Source organism: Thiomonas sp. (genome assembly GCF_054608695.1).
Genome location: NZ_JBTRXV010000024.1, coordinates 26,533 through 48,942, shown reverse-complemented (window position 1 = coordinate 48,942; position 22,410 = coordinate 26,533). Strand labels below are relative to the sequence as shown.

Genomic DNA, 22,410 nt, shown 5'->3' with positions numbered 1-22,410 from the left:
TGAGTTCGGCCATCGTGACTTTGCCCGCCTCGTTGCGCAACACGGCGATGTTGCCTTGTTGCGCTTCGCGCTCCGCGCGCCCAAGCCTCGGCATCGGGCCTTCAGGTCAAACGTACGCGATATGCTGGGCAGACCACGACGCCGAACCTGTACCCTGTATCCATTTTTCCGCTTCTCGATGTACGCCATGACAGCCCCTTGCGGGGTGAGCGAACGATCGCTCGATTCCCCCTGGATTCCCCCAAAACCCATGTCTTATTCTAGAAAAGCCAGTGTTTATGCGGGTTCCAAGACGTTTCATTTCCTCTTGCTAACCTTGCTGCTTTGTGCCGTGGTCTGGCTGTCCATCCTGCTGCCACGCATGCTCTGAAGGTTCTTGTTCCATGCATTCCGTTTGTGTTTATTGCGGGTCCCGCGCCGGGACCGATCCGGTCTACACCGAAGCCGCCACCGCCATGGGCCGCGCCATTGCCCACCGCGCCATGACCCTGATTTACGGCGGCGGCAGTGTCGGGCTGATGCACGCCACGGCTGAAGCGGCGCTGGCTGGTGGCGGCCGCGTGGTGGGCGTGATCACCGAGTTGTTGATGCAACGCGAAGTGGGCCACACCGGCCTGAGTGAGTTGCATATCGTGGAGAACATGCACCAGCGCAAGAAGATGATGGCCGACTATGCCGATGGCTTCATCGCCCTGCCCGGCGGACTGGGCACGCTGGAGGAACTCTTCGAGGTCTGGACCTGGCGGCAGCTCGGCTACCACAACAAGCCCATCGGCCTGCTCAATGTGCAGGGCTACTACGACCCGTTGCTGGATTTTCTCGCGCAAAGCCGCGAGCAGGGATTCGTCCGTACCGAGGTGCTGGCGCCGCTGGTGGTGGAGACCGATCCGGGCCGGCTGCTGGACCGCATGGTGGGGAGCCAGCCGGTGCAGGATGATCCCTGGTGGCGCATGCGCGAAGCGATCTGACGGCCATACGCCTTGCGGCGACCAGGCCCGCGGATGCCCGAGTGGTCAGACTGCCGCTTCGCCGGTTTCGCTGGTGCGAATGCGGATGACCTGCTCGACGCTGGTGACGAAGATCTTGCCGTCGCCGATCTTGCCGGTGCGGGCGGACTTGACGATGGCGTCGATGGCCGGCTCGACCTCACCACCCTTGACCACGACCTCGATCTTCACCTTGGGCAGGAAGTCGACCACGTACTCGGCGCCGCGATACAGCTCGGTATGGCCTTTCTGCCGGCCGAAGCCCTTGACCTCGGTCACGGTCAGGCCGGTGACGCCGACTTCGGCCAGGGCCTCGCGCACCTCGTCGAGCTTGAAGGGTTTGATGATGGCGGTAATTTGTTTCATGGTTGTCCTCGTCAATGACCCTGATGTGTGCTTGTGCAATCCAGAGCTTCAGCTTAACTGATTCATCCATGGCCGTGATGGCCTGGGGACGGCTCGGAATCGACCGGTTCCAGCCAGTGGGAGGTGATGGGGTAGCGCCAGTCGCGCCCAAAAGCGCGGTGAGTGATGCGCACTCCCGGCGGTGCCTGGCGGCGCTTGTATTCGTTGAGCTTGATGAGGCGCAGCACCTGGCTCACGGCCTCGGCCGGCAAACCCGCCGCCAGCAACTCCGCGGTGCTCTGGTCGTTCTCCATGGAGCGCTCCAGAATGGCGTCGAGCACCGGGTAAGGCGGCAGGCTGTCCTGGTCGGTCTGGTCGGGGCGCAGTTCGGCCGAGGGCGCTCGGGTGATGATGCGCTCGGGAATGACCGGCGCCTTGCCCTGCCGCACGGCTTGGGCATTACGCCAGTTGGCCAACTCCCACACCAGGGTCTTGCGCACGTCCTTGATCACGGCGAAACCGCCCGCCATGTCGCCGTAGAGCGTGGCGTAGCCGGTGGCCATCTCGCTCTTGTTGCCCGTGGTCAGCACCATCCAGCCGGAATTGTTCGACAGCGCCATGAGCAGCGTGCCACGGATGCGCGACTGCAGGTTTTCCTCCGTGGTGTCGCCCTCGCGCGCATCCAGCAGCGGCGCCAGCGTGGCGCGAAAAGCGTCGAACATGGGGGTGATCGAGAGTTCGTCATACCGCACGCCGAGGCCCTGTGCCATGTCGCGCGCGTCGATCCAGGAGATGTCGGCGGTGTAGGGCGAAGGCATCATCACCGTGCGCACGCGCTCGGGCCCCAGCGCGTCCACCGCAATGGCCAGCACCAGGGCCGAGTCGACCCCGCCCGACAGGCCGATGAGCACGCCGGGGAAGCCGTTCTTGTTCACATAGTCGCGTGTGCCGCTCACCAGCGCACTCCAAGCCTGCGCCGGCAGCGGCTGAATGGGGGCCACCTCCCCCTGAAGCGGCTGGGCATCGGCGCCCAGTGTGGCGGTCAGCACGCAAGGCTCGAACTGCGGCGCACGCGCCTGCACCTCGCCGAAGGCGTCCATCACGAACGAGCCCCCGTCGAACACCAACTCGTCCTGCCCGCCGACGCCGTGGGCGAACACCAGAGCCATGCCGGTTTCGCGGCAACGGCCGCGCATGATGGCTTCGCGCTCGCCGCTCTTGCCCAGATGAAACGGCGAAGCGTTCAGCACCAGCAGCACCTGGGCGCCGGCTGCGCGCGCCCGGCGCGGGGCTTCGGGGAACCAGGCGTCTTCGCAGATATTGATGCCGAAACGCGCGCCCCCAAGTTCGAACACACAGGCTTCGCCGGCGCGAGCGAAGTAGCGCCGCTCGTCGAACACCTGGTAGTTGGGCAGTTCCAGCTTGCCGTAAGTGGCTTCGATGCGGCCGTTGCGCAGCACCGAAGCGGCGTTCCAGCGCAGCGGCTGCTGGGTCGACGCGGTGCGTACATCGGCATGTTCGCCCGGCACATGCGGGTGGCCCACCACCACGGCCATATCCGGATACTGCGCCAGGCTTTGTGCCAACTGGTGCAATGCATCGTCTGCGGCGCGCATGAAGGCTGGCCGCAACAACAGATCTTCGGGCGGATAGCCGGTCAGCGCCAATTCCGGCGTGAGCACCAGGCGGGCGCCTTGGGCATGGGCCTGGGCGGCCATGGCCTCGATGGCTTTGCAGTTGCCGGCCAGGTCACCCACGGTGCCGTTGAACTGCGCGATAGCGATTTGAATGGACATGGACAGCGATTTTCGCATTGAGATAGCCCAGAGCATGACAGAGGTGCCGGCAGCCGCGTGGGACGAGCTCGCCGCCGCCACGCCAGGCAGCACCGTGTTCCAGCGCCATGCCTACCTGCTGGCGCTGGAAACGCAGGGTTGCGCCGTGGCGGACACCGGCTGGCAGCCGCTGTTGCTGCGACTGCACGATGCCTCCGGCCGGCTTGCCGCCGCCTGCATGGTGTACGCCAAGAGCCATTCCATGGGTGAGTACGTGTTCGACTGGGCCTGGGCCGACGCCCATGAGCGCCACGGCCTGCCCTACTACCCCAAGCTGCTGGCGGCCACGCCCTTCACCCCGGTCACCGGCGCGCGCCTGCTGGGGCGAGACCGCGCGGCGCGCAAGGCGCTGCTGGCGGCCTTGCTGGGGCTGGCGCGGCGCAGCGGCCTGTCGTCGCTGCATCTGCTGTTTCTCACCCCCGAGGACCGCGCGCTGTGCGAGCAGGCCGGCCTGCTGCTGCGGCAGACCGTGCAGTTCCATTGGCAACAACCCGCCGACAAGCCTTGGACGGATTTCGACGCCTTTCTCGGCAGCATGAACCACGGCAAGCGCAAAAAAGTGCGCCAGGAACGCCGCAAGGTGATGGAAGCCGGCGTGCGCTTTCGCCAGGTTTCAGGCGCACAGGCAAGCGTGGAAGACTGGGCTTTCTTCGCCCGCTGCTACAACCAGACGTATGCCGAACACGGCTCATCGCCCTATCTGAACCTGGGCTTTTTCCGCGCGCTCGGGCAGCACCTGCCCAAGCATGTGCTGCTGCTCATCGCCGAGCAGGACGGCCAGCCGATTGCCGCCTCGCTCATCCTGCTCGACCCCGCGCTGGGCCATGCCTACGGGCGCTATTGGGGGGCGCTGCGCCATGTGCCCCATCTGCATTTCGAGGCCTGCTACTACCAGCCGCTGGAGTATTGCATCGAGCACGGTTACACCCGTTTCGAAGGCGGTGCGCAGGGCGTGCACAAGATGGCCCGCGGCCTCTTGCCCGTGGCCTGCACTTCGGCCCACTGGCTGGCCGATGCGCGCTTCAACGCGGCGATCGAGAACTTCCTGCAACGCGAGACGCTGGCGATGAACGACCATATGGACGAGCTGCGTGAACACGCGCCGTTTCGCAAACTGGAGACGGTCCCCGCGGCGGCACTGGAGGCGCCCAGCCCCTGGAGCGCCGGTGAAACCCGGGACTGACGCGGCGCGCGACCCGGCTGCCTGACCCGACTGCGGCGACTCAGGCCCCCTGCGCCTGCAACTCCTGCTGCACATGGGCCAACAGGCCGCGGCTCGCCTGCTCCACCAGATCGAGCACCACCTCGAAGCCGTCGGCGCCGCTGTAGTAGGGGTCGGGCACCACGGCACTGCCGGCTTGCGGCGCAAAACTCATGAACAGCCGCAGCTTGCGACGCCGCTCGGGCGGGCATTCCTGCTCGAGCCGGGCGAGGTTGTCGAAGTCCATCGCCAGGATCAGGTCGAAGGCTTCGAAGTCGGCAGCGCGAACCTCGCGGGCACGCTGGCGGCTCAGGTCGTAGCCGCGTTTGAGCGCATGCCGCTGGCTGCGCGCATCGGGCGGCTCGCCGATGTGATAGCCGTGGGTGCCGGCGGAATCGACATGCACTTGGCTCGCCAAACCGGCTTCGTGCAGCTGGACGCGGAACACGCCCTCGGCCGTGGGCGAGCGGCAGATATTGCCCATGCAACAGAACAGCACACTGAATTGGCGCATGAAGGATTGGGGTTCCGAGTCGGAGATGGCGGGAGGCTGTCGGTCGATCAGGCCTGCAGGCGCAGGATGCGGCCGTTGGGACGGTCGGCCAGCAGCGGAATCGAGCCGTCGGGCGCCTGGCGCACATCGCGGATGCGCCCGCCCAGGTCACTGAACAAGGCTTCGCGCGCCACCACGCGATTGCCGTCCAGGCTCAAGCGCCAAAGTGCCTTGCCCGCCAGCGCGCCGATGAACAGGCTGCCGCGCCATTGCGGGAACATGCTGCCGGTGTAGAAAGCCATGCCGCTGGGGGCGATGGAGGTGGGCACCCAGGTGGTCAGCGGCTGCTCCAGGCCGGGCGCGGCGCTGGCCCCGCCCACCGGCGTGCAGCCGCCCACCGGCGCGCCGTATTCGCAGCCGTAGGAAATGCGCGGCCAGCCGTCGTTGCGCCCTGCCCGGTCGATATTGACCTCGTCGCCGCCTTGCGGGCCATGTTCGCAGGTCCACAGTTCGCCCGTGCCGGGGTGGATGGCGGCGCCCTGCACATTGCGGTGGCCCAGGCTCCAGATCGCCGGCACATCGCCCCAAGCGATGACCGCGGCACCGCCACCAGCGCCGAGCGCACTGCAACCGGCAGCAGCGCCCAGCCAGGTCAAGGTCCGGCGGCGGGAGACAAGGACAGGAGCAAGTGGGTTCGGCATGGCGGGGGGCTCCTGGGCGAACTCGGCGACGATGGGCAAAGGGTCGGATGGCTCAGCCGGTCTGGGCGTCCAGATCGTGATCGTCGCCAGCGCCAAACGCACGGCGGCGCAAGGCGGCCAATTGATCGCGGGCACGCGCGGCCTGCTCGAATTCGAGGTTGCGGGCGTGTTCCAGCATGCGCTTTTCGAGCTGGCGAATTTCGCGCGCCAGGTCCTTCTCGTCCAGGGCTTCGAAGCGCGCATGCTCCTGGTCGGCGCGTTGCTGCGCGCGCGCGGTGCTGCCGGACTGGTCGTAGACGCCGTCGATCAAATCGCGCACCTGCTTGACCACGCTGCGCGGCGTGATGCCCAGGGCCAGGTTGTGGGCGACCTGCTTGGTGCGGCGGCGCTCGGTCTCGCCCATGGCGCGGCGCATGGAGTCGGTGACCACGTCGGCGTAGAGAATGGCCTTGCCGTTGATGTTGCGCGCGGCGCGGCCGATGGTCTGAATCAGCGAGCGCTCCGAGCGCAGGAAGCCTTCCTTGTCGGCATCCAGAATGGCCACCAGCGAGACCTCGGGAATGTCCAGCCCCTCGCGCAGCAGGTTGATGCCCACCAGCACGTCGAACAGGCCCAGGCGCAGGTCGCGCAGGATCTCCACGCGCTCCACGGTATCGATGTCGGAGTGCAGATAGCGCACCTTCACGCCGTTGTCGGCCAAGTACTCGGTGAGCTGCTCGGACATGCGCTTGGTCAGCGTGGTGACGAGCACACGGTCGCCCGCATTCACCCGCAGGCGAATCTCGCCCAGCAGGTCGTCCACCTGGGCGGTGGCCGGGCGCACCTCCACCACCGGGTCCACCAGGCCGGTGGGGCGCACGACCTGCTCCACCACCGCGCCCGCGTGCCCCTGCTCGTAGGCCGCGGGGGTGGCCGAGACGAAGGTCGCCTGGCGCATCTTGCTCTCGAATTCGGCGAACTTCAGCGGCCGGTTGTCCAGCGCCGAGGGCAGGCGAAAACCGTAGTCCACCAGCGTGGTCTTGCGTGCGCGGTCGCCGTTGTACATGCCGTTGAACTGGCCGATGAGCACATGGCTTTCGTCCAGGAACATCAGCGCGTCCTGCGGCAGGTAATCCACCAGGGTGGACGGCGGCTCGCCAGGAGCGGCGCCCGACAGATGCCGGGTGTAGTTCTCGATGCCCTTGCAATGGCCGATCTCGGCGAGCATCTCCAGGTCGAATCGGGTGCGCTGCTCCAGGCGCTGCGCCTCCACCAGCTTGCCGGCGCGGCGCAACTCGCCCAGGCGCTCTTTCAATTCGGCCTCGATGGTCACCGTCGCCTCCAGCACCCGTTCCTTGGGCGTGACGTAATGGCTGCTGGGGTAGACGGTGAAGCGCGGAATTTTTTGCCGCGTGGCCCCGGTGAGCGGGTCGAACAGGGTGAGCGCCTCGATCTCGTCGTCGAACAGCTCCACGCGTATGGCCAGCTCGGCATGCTCGGCCGGGAAAATGTCGATCTGGTCGCCGCGCACACGAAAGGAGCCACGGGTGAACTCCACGTCGTTGCGGGTGTACTGCATGCGCACGAGCTGGGCGATGACGTCGCGCTGCCCCTGCTTGTCGCCCACGCGCATGGTCATGATCATGGCGTGGTAATCCGCCGGATTGCCGATGCCGTAGATGGCGCTGACGGTGGCCACGATGATCACATCGCGCCGCTCCAGCAGGCTCTTGGTGGCCGAGAGCCGCATCTGTTCGATGTGCTCGTTGATGGCGCTGTCCTTCTCGATGAACAGGTCGCGCTGCGGCACATAGGCCTCGGGCTGGTAGTAATCGTAGTAACTGACAAAATATTCCACGGCGTTTTTCGGGAAGAACTCGCGAAATTCGCTGTAAAGCTGTGCTGCCAGGGTTTTGTTCGGCGCAAACACGATGGCTGGACGTCCCAGGCGGGCAATCACGTTCGCCATGGTGAAGGTCTTGCCCGAGCCCGTCACGCCCAGCAGGGTCTGGAAGCTCAGGCCGTCGGTGATGCCTTCTACCAGCTTGGCGATGGCCTCGGGCTGGTCGCCTGCTGGCGGGTAGGGCTGATGCAGCTGGAACGGTGAGCCCGGAAAGCGCATCAAGGACGGCTGTGCGGATGGTTCGACGATGGCGAGACTGGGCATGGCGGATTTCGAAGGAAAAAGCGACCGGCGTTGCACATCCCCGACATGGGTGGGGTGGGCGCGGGCCGGAAATCCGCTGGCGGCCTAAAATCAGAAGTCTTCCGGCCTGCGCTGGGCCAGTCACAAGCCCAGCATTTTGCGCCCGGCGATCCCTCCATCCCTAGAGCCCCTCACAAACACCCATGAGTGCATCGCTTTTTGCCAGCGTGGACATGGCCCCGCGCGACCCCATCCTCGGCCTGAACGAGCAATTCCAGGCCGACCCCAACCCGAGCAAGGTCAACCTCGGCGTGGGCGTTTACACCGACGAGAGCGGCAAACTGCCCCTGCTGGCCTGCGTCAAAGAAGCGGAAAACCTGCTGGCCGAGAGCCCGAAGCCGCGCGGCTACCTGCCCATCGACGGCATCGCTGCCTATGACCAGGCGGTGCAAGGCCTGGTGTTCGGCGCCGGCAGTGATCTGCTGGGCGCGGGGCGCGTGGTCACGGTGCAAGCCCTGGGCGGCACCGGCGGCCTGAAGCTGGGGGCCGATTTCCTCAAGCGCTTGAACCCCGCCGCGCAGGTGCTGATTTCCGACCCGAGCTGGGAAAACCACCGCGCCCTGTTCGAGTCCGCCGGCTTCGTCGTGGACAACTATCCATATTACGACGCCAAGGCACGCGGCATCGCCTTCGACGCCATGCTGGCCGCGTTGAATCGGGCGGCCGCCGGCACCGTGATCGTGCTGCACGCCTGTTGCCACAACCCCACCGGCTACGACCTGCAGCCGGAGCAATGGGAGCAGGTCATCGCCGCGCTCAAGGCGCGCGGCCTGGTTCCCTTCCTCGACATGGCCTACCAGGGCTTCGGCTTCGGCCTGAAGGAAGACGGCGCCGTGATCCAGCAATTCGTCGCCAGCGGCCTGGACTTCTTCGTCTCCACCTCGTTCTCCAAGAGCTTCTCGCTCTACGGCGAGCGGGTCGGCGCGCTCAGCGTGGTCTGCACCAGCAAGGATGAAGCCGCCCGCGTGCTGTCCCAACTCAAGCGCGTCATCCGCACCAACTATTCCAACCCGCCCACCCATGGCGCCCAGGTCGTGGCCACCGTGCTCTCCACCCCCGCGCTGCGCGCACAGTGGGAGCAGGAACTGGCCAATATGCGCGAGCGCATTCGCACCATGCGGGTCGCCCTGGTCGATCGCTTGAAGGCACAAGGCGTCAACACCGATTTGAGCTTCATCACCCGCCAGAAAGGCATGTTCAGCTACTCCGGCCTGAGCGCCAAGCAGATGGAAGCGCTGCGCACGCAGCACGGCATCTACGGCGTCAGCACCGGTCGCATCTGCGTGGCCGCGCTCAACACCCGCAACATCGATTACGTCGCCAAAGCCATGGCAGCGGCCATGCAGTCCGAAAACAGCATGACCTGAGTGTTGGGTACTTTCGCTATTTTCGCCATTCCCGCCGCGATGCCCGGGCCCTATGCCCGCCCTGCTTCCGCCCCGAATTCCCGACCCTGCCAAGGGGGCGGGATCCTGGGTGCGTGCAGGCAGATGGCTAGCCCGGTCGTAAAATTGCTGCATTGCACAAGGAGTCAAAATGGTTTATGACTGGTATGAATCGCAGCGCGCCATGCTCAGCCCACTGGCCGAGTTTGCCGAGGCTGCGTCCAAGTTCTACACCAATCCCTTGTGGCCCTTGTCGCAGACGCCCGGCGCCCAGCGCCTGTCGGCCAGCTACGAGCTGATGCACCGCCTGCTCAAGAGCTACGAAAAACCCGCGTTCGGCATCACCTCGCTGAAGGTGGATGGGCGCGAAATCGCCATCCAGGAACAAGTGGCGCTGGACAAGCCCTTCTGTCGCTTGCTGCGCTTCAAGCGTTTCACCGACGACCCGAAGATGCTCGAGCGGCTGAAAAACGCGCCGACCGTGCTGATCGTGGCGCCACTCTCCGGCCATCACGCCACCCTGCTGCGCGACACCGTGCGCACCATGCTGCAGGACCACAAGGTCTTCATCACCGACTGGGTTGACGCGCGCATGGTGCCCACCGAGCAAGGCGGGTTCTCGCTCGACGATTACATCGCGTACGTGCAGGAATTCATCCGCCACATCGGCCCCGACGTGCACGTCATGTCGGTGTGCCAGCCCACCGTGCCGGTGTTGGCCGCGATCTCGCTGATGGCCTCGGCCGGGGAAGCCACGCCGCGCAGCATGGTGATGATGGGCGGGCCGATCGACGCACGCAAATCGCCCACGGCGGTGAACAATCTGGCGATGAACAAGAGCTACGAATGGTTCGAAACCAACGTCATTTACCGTGTGCCGGTGAACTACCCCGGCGCCGGCCGCCGCGTCTATCCCGGCTTTTTGCAGCACACCGGCTTCGTCGCGATGAACCCGGACCGGCACTTCAACTCGCACTACGACTTTTTCCTCGACCTGGTGCGCGGCGACACCGATGACGCCGAAGCCCACCGCAGCTTCTACGACGAATACAACGCCGTGCTCGACCTGCCGGCCGAGTACTACCTCGACACCATCCGCATCGTGTTCCAGGACTTCGCCCTGGTCCATGGCACGTGGACCGTGCATGGCAAACCGGTGCGGCCGCAAGACATTCGCAACACCGCGCTGATGACTATCGAAGGCGAGCTCGACGACATCTCCGGCGCCGGCCAGACCGAAGCCGCGCATCAACTCTGCACCGGCGTTCCAGAGGCCGACAGCACCCACTTCACCGTGCCCGGTGCCGGCCACTACGGCATTTTCGCCGGCCGCCGCTGGCGCGACATCACCTACCCCCGCGTGCGCGACTTCATCGCCGCCCACCGCGAAGGCGCGGTGCAAAAAGCGCCCCGCCGCCGCACCGCCTGAACAATCGGCGCGCATCGATCGGCGCGAACCGGCCCGCAAGGTGCAAAGGACCGCGGACGAACAACTCGCATGAGTGCCCCAAGCCTGGCCGACCGCATCGACGCGGCCCTGCCGCAAACGCAGTGCACCCGCTGCGGCTATGCCGATTGCCGCGCCTATGCCGAGGCCGTGGCGACGGGTCTGGCCGGCATCAACCAATGCCCGCCGGGGGGCGCCGAAGGTGTTGTGCGGCTGGCCGCCATCACCGGCCGACCGCCCGTGCCGCTCAATCCCGCACATGGCGTCGAAGGCCCGCGCCGCATTGCGGTGGTCGACGAGGCCTGGTGCATCGGCTGCACGCTGTGCATCGACGCCTGCCCGGTGGACGTCATCGCCGGTGCGCCCAAGCGCATGCACGGCGTTCTGGCGGACGGCTGCACCGGTTGCGAACTCTGCCTGCCTCCCTGTCCGATGGACTGCATCCACATGCAGCCCATCAGCGACCCCATGCCGGCAACCCGGACCGGCTGGAACGCCTGGAGCGCTCCCCTGGCGCAGCAGGCCCGGCAGCGCTACGCGGCGCACCGCAAACGGCTCGAGCGGCGCAGCCACAATCGCCCGGATGGCTTGCCAACAACGGGCTATGCAACACAGGGCTTGCCTGCAAAGGCTACTGGCCCCATGCAGCCTGCCGATTCACCGCCACACGAAACGACCTCGGCTTCAGCGCCCAAGAAAGACCTGATTGCGGCCGCACTGGAGCGCGCGCGCCAGCGCCAGGCCCAGCGCAAAGCCTGAGCCGGCAAGGCAAGACCAGGCGTCGGCCGCTTCACTGCAGCGCAGCCCCGGCCCTCCATTCAAGGCGACAATTCAACCATGCAAAAAGCCGCCATTCAAAGCCTGTTCGCACGCCTGCAGGCCGCCAATCCGCAGCCGCGCAGCGAGCTGCAGTACCGCAACCCCTTCGAGTTGCTGGTGGCCGTGGCGCTGTCGGCCCAGGCCACGGACGTCAGCGTCAACAAGGCCACGCCCGCCCTGTTCGCCGCCGCGCCCACGCCGCAAGCGATGGCCGCCTTGGGGGAAGACGGCATCGCGCCCTACATCCGCACCATCGGCCTGTATCGCACCAAGGCGAAGAATGTGGCTGCGCTCAGCCGCATGCTGGTGGAACTGCACGGCGGCCAGGTGCCGAGCCAGCGCGAAGCCCTGGAGGCTTTGCCGGGAGTGGGTCGCAAAACGGCCAACGTGGTGCTGAACATCGCCTTCGGCCAAGCCACGCTGGCGGTGGACACGCATATCTTCCGCGTCGCCAACCGCCTCGGCCTGGCGCGCGGCAAGACGCCGCTGGAGGTGGAAACCAAGCTGATGAAGGTCGTGCCCGCCGCCTACCTGCACGACGCCCACCACTGGCTCATCCTTCATGGGCGCTATGTCTGCAAGGCGCGCAAGCCTGAATGCTGGCGCTGCGATCTGGCCGATCTGTGCGCGCACCAACCCAAAACGCCGGTGCCCTCGGCATGAGCGGCATGCCACAAGCGGCCAGGCCTGGCCAAAGCCGGGTACCACGCCCACTGCGCCGAGCTGGCACCGCCACACGGAGCCAGCTCGGCGCCCTGCTGCTCGCCGCCCTGTTCGCCGGCCTGCTGCCCATCGCCCAAGCCAGCATCAGCGTGCGCGACGATACCGGCAAGTTGGTGCTGCTGGTGCATCCGGCACAGCGCATCGTCGCGCTGTCGCCGCAGTTGGTGGAATTGAGCTATGCCGCCGGAGCGGGCAGCAAGCTCATTGCCACCGTGCAACATGCCGACGCACCACCCGCCGCGCGCAAGCTGCCGCGCGTGGGTGATGCCTTCGCGCTCAATCTGGAAGCCATCGCCAGCCTGAAGCCCGATCTCATCCTGGCCTGGAAATCAGGCACGCCGCCGCGCCAAATCGACACCCTGCAGCGCCTCGGCATTCCGGTGTACTGGAGCCAGACCGACAGCTTGCAAGCCATCGCCAACACGGTGCGGCGCATTGGTGAGCTGGCCGGCACCGATGCCGTGGCCAGGCCCTGGGTGCGCGCCTTCGACGCCCGCATGGCGGCCTTGCGCGCACGCTACGCCCGGCAGGCGCCGGTGCGGGTGTTCTACCAGGTCTGGAGCGACCCGCTGATGACCGTGGGCGGGCCGCAACTCATCAACCAGGCGATTGACTTGTGCGGTGGCGTCAACCCCTTCGCCGCGTTGCCGCTGCTGGCGCCGAGCATCAGCCGCGAAGCGGTGATCGCCGCGGACCCGCAACTCATCGTCGCCGCCAGCTCCAATGCGGACGCGCTCGACGCCTGGACCCGCGACTCCGAGGTCAGCGCCGTGCGCCACCGCCAGCTCGTGCTGCTCAACCCGCACCAGTTGCCGCGCATGGGCGCGCAGGTGCTGGACGGCGTGGCGCAACTCTGCGCCGCCATCGCCCGCACCCGCAGCATCGACGGTGGGCGATGAGTCCGACTCTTCAAACCGGCAGCCACAAGTCCGGGCCATCCTGGCGCGGCACGCGCTGCCAGTCGCAGCCGTAAAGCCGCTGCAGGGGATGCGCCTGCAGGGCCTGGCCGACGGGGCCGGCGATCCACTGCCCACCGGGCACCAGACCCAGCACATGGGTGGCCACATGCGCCACCCAGTTCACATCATGCGCAGCGAACACGATGCCCTGTTGCGGCAACCCGCGCAGCAAGCGCGCCACCAGGCCCTGATGCGCCGGGTCCTGGAACGAGACGGGCTCGTCCAGCAGCAGCAGCGGCGTGCGCTGTGCCAAGACCTGGGCCAGGGCGACGCGCTGGCGTTCGCCGGCCGAGAGTTGCAGCACATGCCGATGGGCGAGATGCGCTGCATCCACCCGGCGCAGGCAGTCCATCGCCGCGGCGTCGTCAACGCTGTGCTGCGCCAGGGTCACGGCATGCAGCACGGCGATGCCGAAGCGGTCGCGCGGCTGGCTGGGCAGAAACGCCCGCTGTTGCGCCAGCGCGCGCGGCGACAACGCCGACAGGGCCGTGCCGCCCAGCAGCACCGGAGCCGGCCCCTCGCCCAGGCCGGCCAATTGCCGCAGCAGGGTGGACTTGCCCGCGCCGTTGCGCCCGAGCACCGCCCAGCGCTCACCCCGCCGCACCTGCATGCACAACTGGCGCAGCAACAGGCGCGGGCCGATGCGCACATCCAGCCGGTCGGCGGCAAGCAGCGCGGTGGACGGATTCATCGCGGCTGCCGGATCAACAGCAGAATGAACACCGGCGCACCGATCAAGGCGGTGATGGCGCCGACCGGCAGTTCGTAAGGCATGGCCACGCCCCGCGCCAGGGAATCGGCCGCCACCACCAGCGCCGCGCCCACCAAGGGCACGGCCCAGCATTGCTGGCGCATGCGCACCACGCCGAACATGCGCAAGAGGTGCGGCACGACCAGGCCGACGAAGCCCACCGCGCCGGCTTCGGCCACCGCGGCGCCCGTGGCCACGGCGGCCAGCAGCACCAGCCCGAGACGCAGGCGATGCACCGGCTCGCCGAGCAGCCAGGCATGCTCGCTGCCCAGCGCCAGCCGGTCGAACGCACGGCCCCATCCCGCCAGAATCGCAGCCAGCACGATGGCCACCAGGCATAGCCAGCGACCGAAGCGCGCACCCGACAAATCCCCCACCAGCCAGAACACCGCGCCGCGCAAACTCTGCTCCGGCACCAGCGCCAGCAGCAAGGTGGAGCCGGCGGCGAACACCGCCGAGAGCATGGCGCCGATCAGAATGAGCTGGGCCGGCGCCTCGTCATCCGGGCTGGCCATGGCGCGGCGGCCGAGCAGCAGCAACAGCCCCAGCGCCGCCAGCGCCCCGCCGACGCTGCCCAGCCAGAGCTGTCTGCCGAAAACCACCAGCATGGCAATGGCCCCCATGCCGGCACCTGCGGAAGCGCCGAGCACATAGGGGTCGGCCAGGGGGTTGCGCAGCACCAGTTGCATGGCCAGCCCGGCCAGCGCCAGCAAGGCGCCAGCCCCGGCACCGGCCAGCACACGCGGAATGCGCAACTGCGCGATGATCGGCCAGTTCCAGCCGCCCGCGCCCACGCTCACGCCCAGCAGCACCGCCAGCGCCAGAACACCGGCCGTCACGGCCAGCAAGCGGCCGCTGTGCGGCTCGATGCGGTGGCCGGTCAGTTCCGGGGCTTGGTCGATGGTGGGAGCGGACATGGGGAGAGCGGCGTGAGCAGGACGGCGTACCGCGTGGGTCAGGAACCCAGCGGTCGCCAGGTCAGACCCAGAAACACGCCGAAGGGTTCACGGTTGTAGCTGTAGGCCGTCTGATATTTCTTGTCGAACAGATTCTGCACCCGCGCATTCCAGCTCCACTGCGGCGTGATCGGGCCGCTGGCGGTGAGGTCGACGGTGGTGTAGGCGCCGAGGGTGGTCGGATTGCCGTTGGCATCGTTGTCCCAGCGCGGGCCACTGTAATGCAGGGTTGCGCCATACAGCACATTGCCGATGGCGTGATTCACGCTGACATTGGCCAGGCTGCGCGCCCTTCGCTGCAATGTGGGATCGCCCGGCAAACTGGTGTTCACCGGCTGCTGCAGGGTCAGGTTGGCGTCATAGGCCCAGCCATGCCAGGCACCGCGACCCGTCAGTTCGAGGCCGCGGGTACGGCTGCTGGCGATGTTCTGGAAAGTGCTGGTGTTGTAGTCGTAGATCCACTGATCGGTCGCCTGAGTCTGGAACAGCGTGGCGCGCAGCACGTTCGGCCCCCGCGACCACTGCAGCCCGGCTTCGGCGGAATGGGCTTTCTCCGGCCGCAGCGCGGGGTTGCCGTAATACGGTGCGTACAGGTAGCCCAGCGGGGCGGCATTGAACGCGGTGGAGTAGCTGGCAATCGCCTTGTAGCCACCGCCCAGCTCACGCCCATAACCCAAATAACCCGTGTTCTGCCCCGAGTAGCCGTCGATGCTGTCGTGGCGCAGGTTCAACTGGATTTGATTGCCGCTGAACGCGCCATTCAAGCCGACGAACACCGCGTTGGCATTGCGGCTGGTGGCGTTGATGGAGCCGGTCAGCGACGTGATGGACTGGCGCTGCAGATCCAGCCCGGCTGTGGCTGTCCAGGCGCTGTCGAGTTGGACCACATTGCGCCAAAGCAGTTGCTGGGTACGGGTGCGGTAGTTGATGTCGTACGGATAAGCGCTGAAGTTGTCCACCGTATTCGCAGTGGCTTGTTGCGACAGACTGAGGTGCGAGGTCCAGTTCGTCGCCAATTGGTTGTCGCTGAACAGTTGATACAAAGACTGCGTGGTGCTGCTCAGGTTGGTATCCGTCGGGCTGGCGTAGGCGCCATAGCTGTCGTAACTTGCCCGGCCTTCGCTGCGAAACGCGCGCAGCCCCAGCGATTGCCCCGGCGTCAGCTCCTGCACGATCGAGCCGTTGATCGTGGTGTTGCGATAGCCGTTCGCATTGGGGTTGACATGGCTCTGCTGCTCCGGATTGATCGACGAAATGCCCTGCGTGGTGTAGCGGCTGATTCCTGCTTGCAACTGCGTCTTTCCCACCTCCCCGCTGGCATTGGCCGAGACGGTTGCGGTGTTGCGGCTACCGGCCGTGACCGAAACCGAGGCCTGCGGCGTCTTCCCGCCCTTGCGCGTGGTGATGAGCACCACGCCGCCAATCGCCCCCGAGCCGTAGATGGCGGAGACGTTGCCGCGGATGATTTCGATGCGCTGGATCTGGTCGGTCGTGACGTTGTTCAGATAGGCCGTCCCGGTGGTGTCCTGCGCGTTGATCGGCACGCCATCGAGCAGCACCAGCACGTCGGTACCGCCAAAGCCGCGCACGAACACATTGCCGCTCTGTCCCGGCCCGCCATTGGACGTGACCTGCACACCCGCCGCCTGCTGCAGCAAAGTGGTGAGGTTCTGCGCGCCCGACTCCTCGATCTGCTCGCGCGTGATCACGCTCACGCTGGGCAGCGCGCTGGACAAGGACTGTGGATAGCCGCTGGCCGACACCACCACGGGCGGCAGCGCCGTGGCCGCGGCTGCCGTTTGGGCGTGTGCGGCGTGGCCCGTCAGGAGCGCCAGGGCGAGTGCGCCAAGCATGGGCATGACGGGCGGCCGCAACGCCGGCGCGCGAGGGACTGCGCAGGCCGTGCCGGGAGATGCGGCAAAGCACGAGGCGAAGGGCGAGGCGGGCAGGCGCAAATCGTGGCGCTGCTTCGTGGAACGATGGTTTTTCATGGGACTTCAGTCGATGGATAGCGGCTGCCGCGCTCCCCCGCACGGCTGACCGAAATCGAAAACCGCATCGCCCCGACATGAAGCCACGCAGGCCGTGGACCTGCGCGACGCGCAAGGCCCTGGCACCCAGCCTGCCTCACCCCGGGCAGCGCTGCGGTTTTCGCCTGTTGGCCGGTATCCGGGCTGGTGGACTTTCCCGATGCGCCTTCCCAGTGTCTTTGCTGGCGACCAGTGGCTTGTTGCATCGGGACGGCAGGCTCGCGCCTGCGTCCACGTACCGTTGCGGGGGCAGCACAGGCTGGATGCGTGCGAAGCCGGCATCGCCCTGTTTCCCGTTTAACCGCGCGACCACGAATGGCCGCGCAAGCACCAACAGCATCATGGTAGGGGAAGGTCGGGGGAGACCCTGGTTCATGCCGTTCGAGGAGGCGAATCCTGGCACTAGAATCCGCCGCATGAACCCCCCAACGACGCCGACCGAGTTGCCTGCCTTGCTGGATGCCTTGAGCGACAAGGCCGACCGCTTGGTGCTGCGCCACGCCGAGCTCAAACGCACCAATGCCTTGCTGGACGAACGCATTCGCCAACTCGAGGCCGAGCGCGATTCCTTGCGGGCTCGGCTGCATGAAGCGCGTGCGCGCGTCGACCATCTGCTGGCCCGGCTGGACCCCCCGGCGGGCGCGCCTGCGACCGACCCCTCGGCCTGAGCGCTGCCGCGCCCGCCTTCATCACCCCATTCCGCGAGATGCATCCATGAGCAGCGCCACCCTGGAAGTGAGCATCATGGGCCAGAGCTATGTGCTGGCCTGCCCGCAGGGCGAGGAGGACGCACTCCGGCTCGCCGTCGCCGAAGTCGACCGCGAGATGTGCAGCATCCGCGAGCTGGGCAAGATACGCGCCCGCGAGCGCATCGCCGTCCTGGCGGCGCTCAACCTGGCCCATGCCAAGCTGCTGGCCTCCAGGCCCGGGGCCAACAGTGAAGCCGCAACCCCGCTCCCGCTCGAACTGCCTACGCTGGCGGCCAGGATTGCGCGGATCAACCACCAGCTCGACACCGCGCTGGAAACCGACGGGCAATTGCTCTGACGGCTTGACCCCAGGCAGCAACCGGGGCTGCGGCCACCTACAATCCAAAGCGTCTGCCTGGCCGCCCCGATCAGGCATTTCTTGAACCGATGCGCTTTGCCTCGGGCTTGGAATATTTCACATGGGCGCGCAGTGTCTCGCGCAGACGCTCCCGAAGTGTGGTGACCTTGCCCACCTGTTCCAACTGGGTTCAGGGATCAATGGTCGGCGCGGTTCGGGCAGACACCTCTTCTGCGCACAACGTCGCCCCGCTTCGGCGACCCGGTGCATGACGACCTCAACCTTCTGATGTGCAATGGCCTGGCAATTTCTGCTTGAACTCATGGTGCTGGGCTCGTTCACGGGCTTCATGGCTGGTCTGCTCGGCATTGGCGGCGGCATGCTGCTGGTGCCCTTTCTCACCTTCATGTTCACGCGCGAACACTTCGGCGCCGACCTGATCGTGCGCATGGCCATTGCCACGTCGCTGACCACCATCCTGTTCACCTCGGTATCGAGCGTGCGCGCGCATCACAAGCGTGGCGCCGTGCGCTGGGAAATCGCGGGCTGGATGGGCCTGGGCGCGGTGCTCGGCACCTTCGCCGGCGCCCAAGTCGCCGGCCTGCTCAAGTCAGGCTGGCTCGCCATGTTCTTCGCGTTCTTCGTCGGTCTTTCGGCATTGCGGATGTTGATGGTCGCGGGCCAAAAACAGGCGGTCGGCACAGCTGAATCCTTGCCGCTCAGGCCCGCGCTCATCGGAACCGGGAGCCTGATCGGATTCATTTCATCGCTGTTGGGCGCCGGGGGCGGATTCCTGACCGTGCCGTTCCTGAGCTGGCGGGGCGTGGGCCTGCGCAACGCCGTGGCCACCAGCGCGGCCATGGGTTTTCCCATTGCCGCAGGCGGCCTTGCCGGATATGTCGTGGCCGGGCTTCATGCCGATGGCCTGCCCCCCGACTCGCTGGGGTATATCTACCTTCCTGCCTTGTTTGCCTGCGCGGCCACGAGCGTACTGATGGCCCCCGTGGGAGCAACGGTGGCGCATCGCATCCATGTGCAGTCGCTCAAACGGGTGTTCGCCTTGCTGCTGTTGAGCCTGGCCAGCTATATGCTCTGGAAGGGCGTGCATGCGATGGGCTGGATGCAAACCTGAGCCGGATGGCCACCTGGGCACACCCCAATCCGGCGGCCAATAAGCCGACCGCAAAAGGCGAGCCTGGGGAACGTCCCCCGCTTTGGGTCCTCGACACGAATGTCGTGCTCGACTGGCTGCTGTTCCAGGACGCGGCGATGCTGGCACCGGCCCAGCGCCTGATGCTCGGTGGGGCACGCTGGATCGCGACGGCCGCGATGCAGGAGGAAGCCCTGGAGGTGGCCACGCGCACCGTCTTTGCCAGACGCGGAGCGGCGCTCGATTTGCGCGAACGCTTGGCAAACGGCTTCACCCGACACGCCGACCTGCATGCTGGCGTCGTGCCATGCCACGCAGACGCCCCACCCTTGCGCTGCGCCGACCCGGACGACCAGATGTTCATCGACCTGGCCCTGCACCGTTCAGCCCAGCTGCTCTTGACCCGGGACAAGGCCTTGCTGGCCTTGGCCCCGGCAGCTCGAGTGCGGGGCCTGCGCATCCTGCGGCCGCAGGATTGGGCCATGCCCACTGCGGCTGATCGACCTCGCGCTTGAGCCTCGCGCTTGAGTTCAGGCGGCAGGCTTCCAGCCCAGGCGCTTGGCCCGGCGCAGCGACCACCAGATCATGCCGATGCCCAGCGCGATGAGCGGAATGGACAGCAGTTGCCCCATGGTCAGGCCAAACCAGAGGTAGCCGAGAAAGGCGTCGGGCTGGCGGAAGAACTCGTCGGTGAAGCGTGCCAGGCCATAGCCCAGGGCGAAACTGCCGGCAATGAAACCGCGGGGCCGCTCCTTGCGAGACAGCCACCACAACACCGTGAACAGCACAATGCCCTCGAAGAACATCTGGTACAGCTCGGACGGAAACCGCGGCACCATGCTGCCCGACTCGGGGTAGATCATCGCGCCCGGCCACCAGGCAGGCGCCGGACGGCCCCACAGCTCACCATTGATGAAGTTGCCGATGCGGCCGAACGCCAAGCCGGGCGGCACCAGCGGCGCCACGAAATCGAGCAGATCCATCCACGCCACCTTGCGCGTCCAGGCAAACCAGCCGGCGGCCACCATCACACCAATCAAGCCACCATGGAAAGCCATGCCGCCATCCCAGACGGCGATGATGCGAGCGGGATGCGCGAAGTAGTACTCGGGCTGGTAGAACAGCACATAGCCGATGCGTCCGCCGAGGATGACGCCCAACACGCCGGCGAAGAGCAAATCCTCCACATCGCGCGAAGTCCAGCCAAAACGGGCATAGGGCTGATCCTTCAGCCGCTTCTTCGACAGCAGCCAGAACGCCAGGAAGCCCAGCAGGTACATGATGCCGTACCAATGGATTTCGATAGGCCCCAGCTTCAGGGCAATGGGGTTGAAATTGGGATGAATTAGCATGGTTGCGAAGTGTACGGGGTCTGCATGATGGCTCCCTCGCACCCGTGATCTCGATGAAACGAAGGGCCGCTCCCGAGTTTTTTCGCTCCCCGCGAGGGACGGCTGCAGCAAAACAGCAGCCTGGATCGTTCGGATGCCTGCCGGTACGACAGGCTCGGCCCGGCCAGGTTCTGGAACCGTTGCGTTTCGTTTCCGTTTTGTTTCCGTCTTGTCCCGCCTTTTGCACTGCCTTTCGCATCGCCCATCCCATGACCGACAAACTCCGTTCTTCCATGATCACCGAGGGCGTTGCCCGCGCGCCCAACCGCTCCATGTTCTACGCCATGGGCTACACGAAGGCCGATTTCGCGCATCCGATGATCGGCATCGCCAACGCCCATTCCACCATCACGCCCTGCAACTCCGGGCTGCAGAAACTGGCGGATGCTGCCGTTGAAGGCGTGCGCGCCGCCGGCGGCAATCCGCAGATGTTCGGCACGCCGACCATCGCCGACGGCATGTCGATGGGCACCGAGGGCATGAAGTACTCGCTGGTGTCGCGCGAGGTCATTGCCGATTGCGTCGAAACCTGCGTGCAGGGACAGTGGATGGATGGCGTGCTGACCATCGGCGGCTGCGACAAGAACATGCCGGGCGCGATGATCGGCATGCTCCGCTGCAATGTGCCGGGCATCTTCGTCTATGGCGGCACCATCCTGCCCGGCCACTACAAGGGCAAAGACCTGAACATCGTCTCGGTGTTCGAAGCGGTGGGCGAGTTCTCCGCCGGACGCATGAACCAGGTGGACTTCGACGCCATCGAGCAATGCTCGGTGCCCACCAGCGGTTCCTGCGGCGGCATGTACACCGCCAACACCATGTCCAGCGCCATCGAGGCGATGGGCATGTCGCTGCCCTATTCCTCCACCATGGCCAATGTGCACGACGAGAAGGTGCAATCGGCGCGCGACTCGGCGCAGGTGCTGCTGGCTGCCGTGCGCGCCGGCCTGAAACCACGCGACATCGTCACCCGCAAGGCGCTGGAAAACGCCGTGGCGGTGGTCATGGCCACCGGCGGCTCGACCAACGCGGTGCTGCACCTGCTGGCCATCGCGCACGCTGGCGAAGTGCCGTTCACCATCGACGACTTCGAAGTCATTCGCAAGCGCACCCCGGTGCTATGCGACATGAAGCCTTCCGGCAGATATGTGGCGACCGATCTGCATCGCGCCGGTGGCATTCCGCAGGTGATGAAAACCCTGCTCGCAGCCGGCCTGCTGCATGGCGACTGCGTCACCATCAACGGCAAGACCGTGGCCGAGAACCTGGCCGACGTGCCCGAGGTGCCGCGCGCCGACCAGGACGTGATCCGGCCGATGACCGCGCCGATGTACGCGCACGGACACCTCGCCATTCTGAAGGGCAATCTCGCTCCGGAAGGCTGCGTGGCCAAGATCACCGGCCTGAAGAACCCCAGCATGACCGGCCCGGCGCGCGTGTTCGACGACGAGCAAAGCGCGCTGCAAGCCATTCTGGCCAAGCAGATCAAAGCCGGCGACATCCTCGTGCTGCGCTACCTCGGCCCCAAGGGCGGCCCCGGCATGCCCGAAATGCTGGCCCCCACCTCGGCCCTCGTCGGCGCCGGCATGGGCGAGAGCGTCGGCCTCATCACCGATGGCCGCTTTTCCGGTGGCACCTGGGGCATGGTGGTCGGCCATGTGGCGCCCGAGGCCCAGGTCGGCGGCCTCATCGCCCTGATTCACGAGGGCGACAGCATCACCATCGACGCCCCCAGCTTGAGCCTGCAGCTCAATGTCAGTGAAGCCGAAATCGCCCGCCGCCGCGCCGCGTGGCAGCCCCCCAAGGCACGCTACACCCGCGGCGTTCTGGCCAAGTTTGCCAAGCTTGCGGGAACGGCATCACGCGGCTCGGTGCTGGACGCCGATCTGGGCTGATGCCTCGCAAGGCAAACCGCGGGGCGGTCAGCGCCGGCTTGCGTCCATATCGGGCGGGCTGGCGCTGGTTGTGCATCGGGTCTCCCCCTTCAGCGGCAAGGCCTATTCCTC

21 protein-coding genes and 1 riboswitch are annotated in these 22,410 nt (G+C 66.5%); of the genes, 12 read left to right on the top strand and 9 right to left on the bottom strand.

Going from position 1 to position 22,410, the window contains the following annotated elements; genetic code table 11:
* The first annotated feature begins 383 nt into the window (after positions 1-383).
* The gene (locus ACYCUK_RS10390; RefSeq protein WP_461594695.1) at positions 384-968 is read left to right on the top strand and encodes an LOG family protein; all 585 of its coding nucleotides are present in this window, start codon (positions 384-386) and stop codon (positions 966-968) included.
* A 45-nt stretch (positions 969-1,013) separates the two neighbouring features.
* On the opposite strand, the gene ACYCUK_RS10385 is transcribed toward ACYCUK_RS10390, so the two are convergent.
* On the bottom strand, positions 1,014-1,352 hold the full coding sequence (locus tag ACYCUK_RS10385; protein WP_112487074.1) for a P-II family nitrogen regulator: 339 nt from the start codon (positions 1,350-1,352) through the stop codon (positions 1,014-1,016).
* A gap of 62 nt (positions 1,353-1,414) precedes the next feature.
* Positions 1,415-3,127, bottom strand: a complete 1,713-nt coding sequence (locus ACYCUK_RS10380) for an NAD+ synthase (protein WP_461594694.1) — start codon at positions 3,125-3,127, stop codon at positions 1,415-1,417.
* Here ACYCUK_RS10380 and ACYCUK_RS10375 point away from each other — a divergent pair.
* Positions 3,126-4,349: a GNAT family N-acetyltransferase gene (locus ACYCUK_RS10375; RefSeq protein WP_461594693.1), complete on the top strand. Its 1,224-nt coding sequence runs from the start codon at positions 3,126-3,128 to the stop codon at positions 4,347-4,349. The two genes, ACYCUK_RS10380 and ACYCUK_RS10375, sit on opposite strands and share 2 nt — an antisense overlap.
* A gap of 40 nt (positions 4,350-4,389) precedes the next feature.
* On the opposite strand, the gene ACYCUK_RS10370 is transcribed toward ACYCUK_RS10375, so the two are convergent.
* Genes ACYCUK_RS10370 through uvrB form a run of 3 tightly spaced genes read right to left on the bottom strand, consistent with a single transcriptional unit; the run spans position 4,390 to position 7,707 of the window.
* On the bottom strand, positions 4,390-4,881 hold the full coding sequence (locus ACYCUK_RS10370; RefSeq protein ID WP_461594692.1) for a low molecular weight protein-tyrosine-phosphatase: 492 nt from the start codon (positions 4,879-4,881) through the stop codon (positions 4,390-4,392).
* Between the two features lie 47 nt (positions 4,882-4,928).
* Positions 4,929-5,561 (bottom strand): PQQ-dependent sugar dehydrogenase, encoded by a 633-nt coding sequence (locus tag ACYCUK_RS10365; RefSeq protein ID WP_461594691.1) that lies wholly within the window; start codon positions 5,559-5,561, stop codon positions 4,929-4,931.
* A gap of 52 nt (positions 5,562-5,613) precedes the next feature.
* Entirely contained in the window at positions 5,614-7,707 is a 2,094-nt protein-coding gene (uvrB, locus tag ACYCUK_RS10360; protein ID WP_461594690.1) for an excinuclease ABC subunit UvrB, read from the bottom strand.
* 182 nt (positions 7,708-7,889) lie between these two features.
* Between uvrB and ACYCUK_RS10355 the strand changes: the two genes are divergently transcribed.
* The 5 genes from ACYCUK_RS10355 to ACYCUK_RS10335 all read left to right on the top strand — a co-directional run bounded on the left by ACYCUK_RS10355 (position 7,890) and on the right by ACYCUK_RS10335 (position 13,019).
* Positions 7,890-9,113 (top strand): amino acid aminotransferase, encoded by a 1,224-nt coding sequence (locus tag ACYCUK_RS10355; protein ID WP_461594689.1) that lies wholly within the window; start codon positions 7,890-7,892, stop codon positions 9,111-9,113.
* Between the two features lie 169 nt (positions 9,114-9,282).
* On the top strand, positions 9,283-10,560 hold the full coding sequence (locus ACYCUK_RS10350) for a polyhydroxyalkanoate depolymerase (protein ID WP_461594688.1): 1,278 nt from the start codon (positions 9,283-9,285) through the stop codon (positions 10,558-10,560).
* A gap of 69 nt (positions 10,561-10,629) precedes the next feature.
* Positions 10,630-11,337, top strand: coding sequence for an electron transport complex subunit RsxB (gene rsxB, locus ACYCUK_RS10345; RefSeq protein WP_461594687.1), 708 nt, complete (start codon positions 10,630-10,632; stop codon positions 11,335-11,337).
* 78 nt (positions 11,338-11,415) lie between these two features.
* Positions 11,416-12,060 (top strand): endonuclease III, encoded by a 645-nt coding sequence (gene nth, locus ACYCUK_RS10340; protein ID WP_461594686.1) that lies wholly within the window; start codon positions 11,416-11,418, stop codon positions 12,058-12,060.
* Positions 12,057-13,019 carry a cobalamin-binding protein gene (locus ACYCUK_RS10335; RefSeq protein ID WP_461594685.1) on the top strand — a complete coding sequence of 321 codons (963 nt, stop codon included), beginning with the start codon at positions 12,057-12,059 and terminating at the stop codon, positions 13,017-13,019. The genes nth and ACYCUK_RS10335 overlap by 4 nt, the downstream gene beginning before the upstream one ends.
* Positions 13,020-13,029: 10 nt before the next feature.
* On the opposite strand, the gene ACYCUK_RS10330 is transcribed toward ACYCUK_RS10335, so the two are convergent.
* From ACYCUK_RS10330 to ACYCUK_RS10320, 3 genes are read right to left on the bottom strand one after another with little or no spacing between them, the layout of a single operon-like run.
* Entirely contained in the window at positions 13,030-13,770 is a 741-nt protein-coding gene (locus ACYCUK_RS10330; protein WP_461594684.1) for an ABC transporter ATP-binding protein, read from the bottom strand.
* The gene (locus ACYCUK_RS10325) at positions 13,767-14,747 is read right to left on the bottom strand and encodes a FecCD family ABC transporter permease (protein WP_461594683.1); all 981 of its coding nucleotides are present in this window, start codon (positions 14,745-14,747) and stop codon (positions 13,767-13,769) included. Before ACYCUK_RS10325 ends, ACYCUK_RS10330 begins: the two co-directional genes overlap by 4 nt.
* A gap of 38 nt (positions 14,748-14,785) precedes the next feature.
* Positions 14,786-16,777 carry a TonB-dependent receptor domain-containing protein gene (locus ACYCUK_RS10320; protein WP_461594682.1) on the bottom strand — a complete coding sequence of 664 codons (1,992 nt, stop codon included), beginning with the start codon at positions 16,775-16,777 and terminating at the stop codon, positions 14,786-14,788.
* Positions 16,778-16,929: 152 nt separating this feature from the next.
* Positions 16,930-17,166: riboswitch (cobalamin riboswitch) on the bottom strand.
* A gap of 66 nt (positions 17,167-17,232) precedes the next feature.
* Between ACYCUK_RS10320 and ACYCUK_RS10315 the strand changes: the two genes are divergently transcribed.
* The 4 genes from ACYCUK_RS10315 (at position 17,233) to ACYCUK_RS10300 (ending at position 19,528) form a co-directional block, all read left to right on the top strand.
* The gene (locus ACYCUK_RS10315) at positions 17,233-17,484 is read left to right on the top strand and encodes a cell division protein ZapB (protein WP_461594681.1); all 252 of its coding nucleotides are present in this window, start codon (positions 17,233-17,235) and stop codon (positions 17,482-17,484) included.
* Positions 17,485-17,530: 46 nt separating this feature from the next.
* A complete protein-coding gene (locus tag ACYCUK_RS10310) occupies positions 17,531-17,863 on the top strand; it encodes a cell division protein ZapA (protein ID WP_461594680.1) in 333 nt (110 codons plus the stop codon).
* A gap of 295 nt (positions 17,864-18,158) precedes the next feature.
* Complete coding sequence (locus ACYCUK_RS10305; protein ID WP_461594679.1) at positions 18,159-18,995, top strand: sulfite exporter TauE/SafE family protein; 837 nt, start codon at positions 18,159-18,161, stop codon at positions 18,993-18,995.
* A 5-nt stretch (positions 18,996-19,000) separates the two neighbouring features.
* Positions 19,001-19,528 carry a PIN domain-containing protein gene (locus ACYCUK_RS10300; protein ID WP_461594678.1) on the top strand — a complete coding sequence of 176 codons (528 nt, stop codon included), beginning with the start codon at positions 19,001-19,003 and terminating at the stop codon, positions 19,526-19,528.
* A gap of 15 nt (positions 19,529-19,543) precedes the next feature.
* Here the strand turns inward: ACYCUK_RS10300 and lgt are convergent, their stop codons facing one another.
* On the bottom strand, positions 19,544-20,365 hold the full coding sequence (gene lgt, locus ACYCUK_RS10295; RefSeq protein ID WP_461594677.1) for a prolipoprotein diacylglyceryl transferase: 822 nt from the start codon (positions 20,363-20,365) through the stop codon (positions 19,544-19,546).
* A gap of 248 nt (positions 20,366-20,613) precedes the next feature.
* Between lgt and ilvD the strand changes: the two genes are divergently transcribed.
* Positions 20,614-22,299 carry a dihydroxy-acid dehydratase gene (gene ilvD, locus ACYCUK_RS10290; protein ID WP_461594676.1) on the top strand — a complete coding sequence of 562 codons (1,686 nt, stop codon included), beginning with the start codon at positions 20,614-20,616 and terminating at the stop codon, positions 22,297-22,299.
* The last annotated feature ends 111 nt before the right edge of the window (positions 22,300-22,410 follow it).

Excerpts from the sequence above, each read along its gene's own strand:
- ACYCUK_RS10315 (WP_461594681.1), top strand. The coding sequence starts at position 17,233 with ATGAACCCCCCAACGACGCCGACCGAGTTGCCTGCCTTGCTGGATGCC.
- rsxB (WP_461594687.1), top strand. The coding sequence starts at position 10,630 with ATGAGTGCCCCAAGCCTGGCCGACCGCATCGACGCGGCCCTGCCGCAA.
- ACYCUK_RS10350 (WP_461594688.1), top strand. The coding sequence starts at position 9,283 with ATGGTTTATGACTGGTATGAATCGCAGCGCGCCATGCTCAGCCCACTG.
- ACYCUK_RS10330 (WP_461594684.1), bottom strand. The coding sequence starts at position 13,770 with ATGAATCCGTCCACCGCGCTGCTTGCCGCCGACCGGCTGGATGTGCGC.
- ACYCUK_RS10375 (WP_461594693.1), top strand. The coding sequence starts at position 3,126 with ATGGACAGCGATTTTCGCATTGAGATAGCCCAGAGCATGACAGAGGTG.
- ACYCUK_RS10300 (WP_461594678.1), top strand. The coding sequence starts at position 19,001 with ATGGCCACCTGGGCACACCCCAATCCGGCGGCCAATAAGCCGACCGCA.
- ACYCUK_RS10355 (WP_461594689.1), top strand. The coding sequence starts at position 7,890 with ATGAGTGCATCGCTTTTTGCCAGCGTGGACATGGCCCCGCGCGACCCC.
- ilvD (WP_461594676.1), top strand. The coding sequence starts at position 20,614 with ATGACCGACAAACTCCGTTCTTCCATGATCACCGAGGGCGTTGCCCGC.
- ACYCUK_RS10390 (WP_461594695.1), top strand. The coding sequence starts at position 384 with ATGCATTCCGTTTGTGTTTATTGCGGGTCCCGCGCCGGGACCGATCCG.
- nth (WP_461594686.1), top strand. The coding sequence starts at position 11,416 with ATGCAAAAAGCCGCCATTCAAAGCCTGTTCGCACGCCTGCAGGCCGCC.
- ACYCUK_RS10370 (WP_461594692.1), bottom strand. The coding sequence starts at position 4,881 with ATGCGCCAATTCAGTGTGCTGTTCTGTTGCATGGGCAATATCTGCCGC.
- ACYCUK_RS10335 (WP_461594685.1), top strand. The coding sequence starts at position 12,057 with ATGAGCGGCATGCCACAAGCGGCCAGGCCTGGCCAAAGCCGGGTACCA.
- ACYCUK_RS10325 (WP_461594683.1), bottom strand. The coding sequence starts at position 14,747 with ATGTCCGCTCCCACCATCGACCAAGCCCCGGAACTGACCGGCCACCGC.
- uvrB (WP_461594690.1), bottom strand. The coding sequence starts at position 7,707 with ATGCCCAGTCTCGCCATCGTCGAACCATCCGCACAGCCGTCCTTGATG.
- ACYCUK_RS10365 (WP_461594691.1), bottom strand. The coding sequence starts at position 5,561 with ATGCCGAACCCACTTGCTCCTGTCCTTGTCTCCCGCCGCCGGACCTTG.
- ACYCUK_RS10310 (WP_461594680.1), top strand. The coding sequence starts at position 17,531 with ATGAGCAGCGCCACCCTGGAAGTGAGCATCATGGGCCAGAGCTATGTG.
- ACYCUK_RS10305 (WP_461594679.1), top strand. The coding sequence starts at position 18,159 with ATGGCCTGGCAATTTCTGCTTGAACTCATGGTGCTGGGCTCGTTCACG.
- ACYCUK_RS10385 (WP_112487074.1), bottom strand. The coding sequence starts at position 1,352 with ATGAAACAAATTACCGCCATCATCAAACCCTTCAAGCTCGACGAGGTG.
- ACYCUK_RS10380 (WP_461594694.1), bottom strand. The coding sequence starts at position 3,127 with ATGTCCATTCAAATCGCTATCGCGCAGTTCAACGGCACCGTGGGTGAC.
- lgt (WP_461594677.1), bottom strand. The coding sequence starts at position 20,365 with ATGCTAATTCATCCCAATTTCAACCCCATTGCCCTGAAGCTGGGGCCT.
- ACYCUK_RS10320 (WP_461594682.1), bottom strand. The coding sequence starts at position 16,777 with ATGAAAAACCATCGTTCCACGAAGCAGCGCCACGATTTGCGCCTGCCC.